At 68.5% G+C, this 8,695-nt stretch carries 9 protein-coding genes and 1 tRNA gene; all 10 read right to left on the reverse strand.

Going from position 1 to position 8,695, the window contains the following annotated elements; all coding sequences use genetic code 11:
- Positions 1-77: transfer RNA gene (locus PK606_RS15450), tRNA-Pro, on the reverse strand.
- Positions 78-123: 46 nt separating this feature from the next.
- Complete coding sequence (locus PK606_RS15455) at positions 124-819, reverse strand: glutathione binding-like protein (RefSeq protein ID WP_324565236.1); 696 nt, start codon at positions 817-819, stop codon at positions 124-126.
- A 183-nt stretch (positions 820-1,002) separates the two neighbouring features.
- A complete protein-coding gene (locus PK606_RS15460; protein WP_324565225.1) occupies positions 1,003-2,232 on the reverse strand; it encodes an acyl-CoA dehydrogenase family protein in 1,230 nt (409 codons plus the stop codon).
- A 41-nt stretch (positions 2,233-2,273) separates the two neighbouring features.
- Positions 2,274-3,359 carry a phosphotransferase gene (locus PK606_RS15465; protein WP_324565226.1) on the reverse strand — a complete coding sequence of 362 codons (1,086 nt, stop codon included), beginning with the start codon at positions 3,357-3,359 and terminating at the stop codon, positions 2,274-2,276.
- A 22-nt stretch (positions 3,360-3,381) separates the two neighbouring features.
- Entirely contained in the window at positions 3,382-4,101 is a 720-nt protein-coding gene (locus PK606_RS15470) for a Crp/Fnr family transcriptional regulator (protein ID WP_324565228.1), read from the reverse strand.
- Between the two features lie 273 nt (positions 4,102-4,374).
- Positions 4,375-5,154 (reverse strand): oxepin-CoA hydrolase, alternative type, encoded by a 780-nt coding sequence (locus tag PK606_RS15475; RefSeq protein ID WP_324565229.1) that lies wholly within the window; start codon positions 5,152-5,154, stop codon positions 4,375-4,377.
- A 14-nt stretch (positions 5,155-5,168) separates the two neighbouring features.
- Positions 5,169-5,405, reverse strand: coding sequence for a hypothetical protein (locus PK606_RS15480; protein WP_324565231.1), 237 nt, complete (start codon positions 5,403-5,405; stop codon positions 5,169-5,171).
- Between the two features lie 132 nt (positions 5,406-5,537).
- On the reverse strand, positions 5,538-7,061 hold the full coding sequence (locus PK606_RS15485) for a 3-hydroxyacyl-CoA dehydrogenase (RefSeq protein WP_324565233.1): 1,524 nt from the start codon (positions 7,059-7,061) through the stop codon (positions 5,538-5,540).
- 52 nt (positions 7,062-7,113) lie between these two features.
- Entirely contained in the window at positions 7,114-8,121 is a 1,008-nt protein-coding gene (locus PK606_RS15490; RefSeq protein WP_324565234.1) for a D-2-hydroxyacid dehydrogenase family protein, read from the reverse strand.
- Positions 8,122-8,330: 209 nt separating this feature from the next.
- The coding region (locus tag PK606_RS15495; protein ID WP_324565235.1) for a hypothetical protein at positions 8,331-8,695 on the reverse strand (365 nt) is incomplete at its 5' end.

Here is an 8,695-nt window from a genome sequence, read left to right on the forward strand (position 1 = left end):
TGGTCGGAGCGGCGGGATTCGAACTCGCGACCCTCTGCTCCCAAAGCAGATGCGCTACCAGGCTGCGCTACGCTCCGACAAAGCAGAGATTCTAACCTGCGGCGCGCGACGCCGATACTGCGATCAGCGCCGCTGGTACTGGGTCTGGCCGAACAGCACTTCCATCTCCGCGGCCGTGCGCACCGGTTTGCGCCGATCGGCCAGCACTTCCACGCCGCGCTGCACGGCGGGGCGTTCGGCGACGCGGTCGAACCAGGTCTTCAGCGCTGGGTAGTCGGCCCAGTCGATGCCCTGCCGTTCCCAGCCGCGCAGCCAGGGGAAGATGGCGATGTCGGCGATGCTGTAGTCGCTGCCGGCGATGTAGGCGCCGCTCGAGGCGATCTGTCTGTCCATCACGCCGTACAGGCGCCGGGCCTCGTTGGTGTAGCGCTGGATGCCGTAGTCGATCTTCTCGGGCGCGTAGACACGGAAGTGGTGCGCCTGGCCCAGCATGGGGCCGACGCCGCCCATCTGGAACATCAGCCATTGCATGACCTGCCATCGGCCACGCTCATCGTGCGGCATGAACCGGCCGGACTTGCCGGCCAGGTAGAGCAAGATGGCGCCGGATTCGAAGATCGAGATCGGCTGGCCATCGGGACCATCCGGATCGACGATGGCCGGGATGCGGTTGTTGGGGCTGATCTGCAGGAATTCGGGCGCGAACTGGTCGCCGGCGCCGATGTCGATGGCGTGCACGCAGTAGGGCAGGGCGCACTCCTCCAGCATGATGTGCACCTTGTGGCCGTTGGGCGTGGGCCAGGAGTAGACGTCGATTATCGGCTTGGTCGGTCAGCGGGTTGGCAGGATGCAGCCATTGTGGGCTGTCCGGGCCACCTGTGCAGCGCTGGGCGTTTGCATGACGTCGGAAGCCAGGCGACCTTCCGCCGGGAGGTCGTTTCCTGCCCGGGTCAGGTCACATGCTGCCTGGATGCAACCGCTGCGCTTGGCCAGCGCCTCCAATCAGGGCATCTTGACTGCATGCCTGGCCAGTTCCAGCTTGGCCAGCGCGTTGCGGTGCACCTCGTCGGGACCGTCGGCAAAGCGCAGCGTGCGCTGGTTGGCGTAGCTGAAGGCGAGCGGGAAGTCCTGGCTGATGCCGGCGCCGCCGTGCGCCTGCATGGCCCAGTCGAGGATGCGGGTCGACATGTTGGGCGCGACGATCTTGATCATGGCGATCTCGGCCTTGGCCACCTTGTTGCCGACGGTGTCCATCATGTAGGCGGCCTTGAGCGTCAGCAGGCGCGCCTGCTCGATCATGCAGCGCGACTCGGCGATGCGCTCGCGCCACACGCCCTGCTCGGAGATGCGGCGGCCGAAGGCCACGCGCTGGTTCAGGCGCTTGCACATCAGCTCCAGCGCGACCTCGGCGGCACCGATCGAGCGCATGCAGTGGTGGATGCGCCCCGGGCCCAGGCGCCCCTGGGCGATGGCGAAGCCCTGGCCCTCGCCGACCAGCAGGTTGCCGGCTGGCACGCGCACGTTCTTCAGCTCGACCTCCATGTGGCCGTGCGGCGCGTCGTCGTAGCCGAACACGCTGAGGTGCCGGATCACCTTGACGCCGGGCGCGTCGGACGGCACCAGGATCATCGACTGCTGGGCGTGGCGCGGCGCCTCGGGATCGGTCTTGCCCATCACGATGTAGACCTTGCAGCGTGGGTCGCCGGCGCCGGAGGACCACCACTTGCGGCCGTTGATGACGTACTCGTCGCCGTCGCGGCGGATCTCGCACTCGATGTTGGTGGCATCCGACGAGGCCACGGCCGGCTCGGTCATCAGGAAGGCCGAGCGGATCTCGCCGCGCAGCAGCGGCTCCAGCCACTGGTCCTTGTTGGCCTCGGAGCCGTAGCGCTCCAGCGTCTCCATGTTGCCGGTGTCGGGCGCCGAGCAGTTGAACACCTCGGGCGCCCAGGGCACGCGGCCCATGATCTCGCACAGCGGCGCGTATTCGAGGTTGCTCAAGCCCTCGGGCGCGCGAGTGGATTTCGGCAGGAACAGGTTCCACAGACCGGCGGCGCGTGCCTTGGGCTTGAGCTCCTCCGCGATCTTCGTCGGCACCCAGGCGTTGCCCTTGGCGCGGTTGGCCGCGATCTCCTCGAGATAGGCGTTCTCGTTCGGGTAGATGTGCTCGTCCATGAAGGCCAGCAAGCGTGCCTGCAGTTCCTTGACCTTGGGGCTGTACTCGAAGTCCATGTCGGTTCCTTTCGGTGTTCGATGATCGTGTGTGGGCGCCGCTAGGCCTGCTGCGCGAACTTCCAGGCCAGTTCGGCCATCGGCCGTGCGCCGGCGCCGCTGGCCCTGGCCTGCGCGCTGCTGGCGGTGCCGGCCTCGACCCGCTTGGCGATGCCTTGCAGGATGGCGGCAATGCGGAACATGTTGTAGGCTAGGTAGAAGTTCCAGTCCGGTGCCAGCGCCTCGGGCGTGGTGAAGCCGGTGCGCTCGCAGTAGCGACGGATGTATTCCTGCTCGCTCGGGATGCCAAGCTTGGCGATGTCGACGCCGCCGATGCCGCGGAAGGCGCCGGGCGGGATGTGCCAGGCCATGCAGTGGTAGCTGAAGTCGGCCAGTGGGTGGCCGAGCGTCGACAGCTCCCAGTCCAGCACCGCCAGCACGCGCGGCTCGTCGGGGTGGAACATCAGGTTGTCGAGCCGGTAGTCGCCATGCACGATGCTGACCAGGCTGTCGTCACGTGCGCTAGGCGGCATGTGGGCGGGCAGCCAGTCGATCAGCCGGTCCATCTCAGGAATCGGCTGCGTGACCGAGGCGACGTACTGCTTGCTCCAGCGGCCGATCTGGCGCTCGAAGTAGTTGCCGGGTCGGCCGTAGTGCTCAAGCCCGCACGCCTTGTAATCGACCTTGTGCAGCGCCGCGATGACGCGGTTCATCTCGTCGTAGATCTCGGCCCGCTGCGCGTTGCTCATACCGGGCAGGGTCTGGTCCCACAGCACGCGGCCATCGACGAACTCCATCACGTAGAAGGCGCGGCCGATCACCGACTCGTCCTCGCACAGGGCGTGCATCCTGGCGACCGGCACGTCGGTGGCGTGCAGGCCGCGCATGACGGCGAACTCGCGCTCGATGGCGTGCGCCGAGGGCAGCAGCCTGGCCACCGGACCGGGCTTGGCACGCATCACGTAGCTCTGCGTCGGCGTGACGAGCTTGTAGGTGGGGTTGGACTGGCCGCCCTTGAATTGCTCCACGCTCAAGGGGCCGGCAAAGCCGTCGAGGTGCTGCGCCAGCCACGCGCCGAGTGCGTCGGTGTCGACGGCGTGGGCTTCGGAAACCGGACGGGTGCCGGTGAATTGCTCGGTGTTGCTCATGCCGTCCGGGTCTGCTCCTGTCCTAGCCTTCGGCTTCGCCGATGCGCCGCAGCGCGGCCCCATCGCGCACCACCAAGCCGGCGGGCTCGATGCGGATCACGCCCTCGCGCTCCATGGTCTTGAGTTCCTGGTTGACCCGCTGGCGCGACGCGCCCAGCAGCTGCGCGAGTTCTTCCTGCGCCAGTTGCAGCGTGATGCGCATCTCGTCCGCTGTGCCCGGTACCGGCGTGCCATAACTGCGCAGCAGGTGGCCGAGCTGCTTGGCCAGGCGCGCGCGCAGCGGCAGTGCGCTCAGGTCTTCCACCTGGCCGAACAGCAGGCGGATGCGCCGCGCGTGCAGCTTCAGCAAGGCCTCGTACAGCTCCGGATGCTGCGACAGAATGCGCTGGAAATCGGCGCGCGTCACGCCCACGGTGGTGGTGGGGCCATGCGCGTAGGCATCGTGGGTGCGCCGGTCGCCGTCGAACATCGCCACGTCGCCGAACCAGATGCCGGGCTCCACGTAGGTCAGCGTGATCTGCTTGCCGGTCAGCGTGGTCGAGCACACGCGCACCGAACCCTTGGCACAGGCGATCCACTGTTCGGCCTGGTCGCCGCGGGCGCAGATCATGTCGCCGTCGTGGTAGCGTTTGACGTAGGCGCATCGGAGGATGTCGTGCCGCAGTGAAGGGGAGAGGGAGGAAAACCAGCGACCACTGTTGATCGCCTCGCGTTCCTCCATGGTAAGAATGGGGTCGTCCATGGGCTGTCTTGCGGGTGACTTGTGTCAGGGGTGATTGTCGCGTGCGGGACCGTTCCCGGCGCGCGGCCATGCGGCAAGCGCGAATCTTCGCACCGGTGCGCCAACTGCGGTGTTCAGTACGGCGGCGGGCCAGTGCGCGCAGTTTCGTCGAGCAGATCTCGAGGAATCGTCCGAATGGCGCGTTTGCCGCGCCGCTGCGCGGAACGCCGGCAGTCTGCCGATCACGCGTTCGATGTCTCTCTTGCGCTGAGCTGCCGCGGTTAGCTTGCTGCGTTATTCGTAGCGCGGCGTCTGCTTGTTCAGAAAGGCGGCGATGCCGATGCCGCCGTTGACGTGGTGCAGGTTCTTGACGAACTGGTCGCGCTCGGCCGCCAGATGGGTCGGCAGGTCGTGGGCGCCGGTGTCGTTGACCAGTTCCTTGATGCTGGCCAGCACGTTGGGCGCGCGGGCGCCGAGTCGGTCGGCCCAGGCCAGCGCGGTCGCCAGCGCCTGGCCGGCGTCGCACAGGCGATTCACCACGCCGAGCTCGTGCAGGCGCTGGGCGCCGATGCGCTCGCCGCCCAGCAGCAGCTCGCTGACCAGCTGGCGCGGCAGCGCACGCGCCAGGTGCCAGCTGCCGCCGCCGTCGGGCGACAGCGCGACGCTGCTGTAGGCCATCACGAACACCGCGTTGCGCGCCGCCACGATCAGGTCGCAGGCCAGCGCCAGCGAGAAGCCGGCGCCGGCGGCCGGCCCCTCGACCGCGGCGATGACCGGCTTCGGAAAGGTGCGGATCGCCTCGATCCAGTTGTGCAGGCCCTCGATGCTCTGCGCCTGCACCTCGGGGGCTTTCTGCCGGTTGGCCAGCAGGCGCTGCAGGTTGCCGCCGGCGCAGAACGTATCGCCTTCGCCGGTCAGCACCACACAGCGCACCTCGGCATTGGTCTCGGCCACGTTCAGCGCCTCGACACCCGCGGCGTACATCTCGGGACTGAGCGCGTTGCGGTGCTCCGGGTTGCTGATGGTCAGCACCATGGTGCTGCCTTCGAAGGTGCTGCGCAGTTCGGCGGCCATGTCGGTGCGCGTGCCTATTCGGGCGTCAAGGGGTCACCGTCGGCACCGGGCGCGGCCTCGGCTTGGCGCGCCAGTTCCTCGTCGCTGAGCGGCGGCAACTGCTCCAGTTCGGCGACCTGAGCTAATTCTTCGGCTGTGCGGCCGGTCGTGGGCAGCAGCGCGCGGTCGATCTCGGCCTGCAGCAGCGCGGCCTCGTCGGCGATGATGGCCTGCGGCCTGGTTTCGTCGCTCCCGGGTTCAGGCATGCTCATGTCGTGTCTCCTTCAGATGACGAAATGACGGCGGCGCTGACGCGGCGGCCATGACTGCGCGGCGCGTCGTGACGCCAGCCGCTGCCCATCATTCTGTCATCGCCGGCGCCGTCAGGCGCCACGGTCATCTCGTCATGCCTCTTCGTGCAGCAGGCTCAGGCCGATGGCGCCGCGCCGGCGCAGCCAGGGGCTCGGGCGGTAGCGCGGGTCGCCATACACGGTCTGCAGGTTGAACAGCACTTCCAGCACGTTGGCCGGGCCGTATCTGTCGCCCATGGCCAGGGGGCCCAGCGGATAACCGAGGCCCAGGGTGACGGCGGTTTCCAGGTCCTGCGGACTGCACACGCGCTGCTGGCAGATGTCGGCTGCGATGTTGACGATGGTGGCCACCACGCGCTGGGTGACAAAGCCGCCCGAGTCGCGGATCACGCTCACCGCCTTGCCGTCGCGCGCGAACAGCGCGTGCGCGGCGTCGCGCATATCGGCGCGCGTGGCCGGGTTGGTGGCCAGCACGCGGCGCTTGGTCGCCTTGTCATCGACCAGCATGTCAATGCCGACGGTGCGCGCCGGATCGAGCCGCTCGACCACTGCCACGGTGGTGATGTCGAAGCCCAGCGGCGCCACCAGGGTCAGCGCCTGCGGCGAGGGCGACTGGCCGGTCTCGATCTTCGCGCCCAGGTCCTTGAGCAGCTGGTACAGCTCGGCGCGGCGCGCGGCGCGGGTCGACACCCAGACCGGTGGCAGCTCGTCGAACAGCGGTACCGGCGGTTCGGCGGCCACCTGTGCGGCGCCGTCCTCGTACTTGTAGAAGCCTTCGCCTACCTTCTTGCCGACCACGCCGCCGGCCAGGCGCTGCGCGGTGATGACGCTGGGGCGGTAACGCGGCTCGTCGTAGTACTGGCGGTAGATCGATTCCATCACCGGGTGCGAGACGTCGAGCGCGGTCAGGTCGAACAGCTCGAAGGGGCCGAGGCGAAAACCCACCTGGTCCTTCAGGATGCGGTCGATGGTGGCGAAGTCGGCCACGCCTTCGCTGACGATGCGCAGCGCCTCGGTGCCGTAGCCGCGGCCGGCGTGGTTGACGATGAAGCCCGGCGTGTCGCCGGCCTGCACCGGCGTGTGGCCCATGTTGCGCGCGTACTGCGCCAGCGCCTGGCACACGGCGGCATCGGTCTTCAGGCCAGCGATGACTTCGACCACCTTCATCAGCGGCACCGGGTTGAAGAAGTGGTAGCCGGCGAAGCGCTGTGGATGCTTGAGACAGGCCGCGATGGCGGTGACCGACAGCGAGGAGGTGTTGGTGGCCAGCACCGTGCCGGCCGGCACGATGCCTTCCAGCTCGCCGAACAGGCTTTTCTTCACGTCGAGCCGCTCGACGATGGCCTCGACGATCAGGTCGCAGGCGGCCAGGTCCGCCAGCGTGGCGGCGGGCTGCAGACGCGCCTTCTGCGCGGCGGCGGCGTCCGCCGTCATGCGGCCTTTTTCGACCAGCTTGTCCCATTGGGTGCCCAGCGCCGCTTGCGCCTTGGCGACGGCATCGGCCTGGGTGTCGAACAGCAGCACGGTGCTGCCGGCCTGCGCGGCGATCTGGGCAATGCCGCGCCCCATGGCGCCGGTGCCGACGATGCCGACGGTGGTGAAGCGGGGAGTGTTCATGCGCGGCATTATGACAATGCGCTGTGCATGGAAGCCGGTCGGTCGGCCTGTTTCAGCGCCGCATCTGCAGCGCGCCCGGGTTGACGATGTTGGTCGGCGTGCCGCGCAGGTAGCTGACCACGTTGTCGAAGGCGGCGCTGAAGTACTGTTCGTAGTTATCCTGCTCGACGTAGCCGATGTGCGGGGTGCAGACGCAGTTCTCCAGCCGCAGCAGAGCATGGCCCTGCAGGATCGGCTCGGTCTCGAACACGTCCACAGCTCCCATGCCGGGGCGGCCGCGGTTGAGCGCGGCGACCAGCGCGTCGGGCTCGATCAGCTCCGCGCGCGAGGTGTTGACCAGCAGCGCGGTCGGCTTCATGCGGCTGAGGTCTTCCAGCTTGACGATGGCGCGCGTGGCATCGACCAGGCGCAGGTGCAGCGACAGCACGTCGGCCAGCGCGAAGAACTCGGCGCGCGAGGGTGCCGCATGGTAGCCGTCGGCGCGCGCGCGCGCCATCGATTCGGGCGAGCCCCAGACCACCACCTCCATGCCGAAGGCGCGCCCGTAGCCGGCCACCAGCTGGCCGATGCGGCCATAGCCCCAGATGCCGAGGATGCGTCCGCGCAGCACGGTGCCGATGCCGAAGTTGGGCGGCATCGAGGCTGTCTTCAACCCCGCCTGCTGCCAGGCACCGTGCTTGAGGTTGCCGATGTACTGCGGCAGCCGGCGCGCGGCCGCCATGATCAGGGCCCAGGTCAGTTCGGCCGGCGCCACCGGCGAGCTCACGCCTTCGGCAATGGCGATGCCGCGCTCGGTGCAGGCCGCGACGTCGATGTGGCTGCCGACGCGCCCGGTCTGCGAGATCATCTTCAGCTTGGGGAGCTTCTCGATCAGCTGGCGCGTGATGTGCGTGCGCTCGCGGATCAGCACCAGCACCTCGGCATCGCGCAGCCGCACCGACAGCTGTCCCAGCCCCTTGACGTTGTTGGTGTAGACCTTGGCCGGGTAGGCCTCCAGCTTGGCGGCACAGGCCAGCTTGCGCACGGCATCCTGGTAATCGTCGAGGATCACGATATTCATGAGCGCACATTGTGCCTGTGCGCGCAGGGAGGATCCCGGCGCCTGGTGCGCCAATGCAGACGGCGCCGGACGGCATGCAGCGTGGCGAGGTTCTCAGTCTGGCCCGGCAGCGAAGCCGAAATCGTGCATGGCTCGCACGCGTCGGGATCGGGCGGATGCCGCCCGATCGTGGTGCCGGGGCGCACGTGGATCCCTGCGCGCCCCCACGCTCAGGCGCGGCGCGGCAGGCTGGACCCCGCCGCCTCGATCGCGGCCAGCCGCTCCAGTTCGGCGCAGACGTCGATCAGGCGGCCGGAAATGCGCAGCCGCGCGCCGGCATCTGGCGTGTCCGGCGCATCCGCCGCCCGCGCGACGCGCACCTTGCCGGCAGCGATCGGTGGCGCGTCGTGGTCGTTGCACGCCGTGGCGCACCGCCTGGCGACACGCGCGCGCGCCATCGCTGACCAGGGCAGCGCCGCCGCCGTGCTGGCGGCCGTGGGTTGGCGAGCCGCGCGTGGGCGCCGGTAGCTGGGTACCAGGTACTCATAAGTCAGTAATATAGGCGACACTTGGATGCTTGAAGAACGAGCGAACC

This window comes from Ottowia sp., from assembly GCF_035444425.1.
Taxonomy (GTDB): Bacteria; Pseudomonadota; Gammaproteobacteria; order Burkholderiales; family Burkholderiaceae_C; genus Ottowia.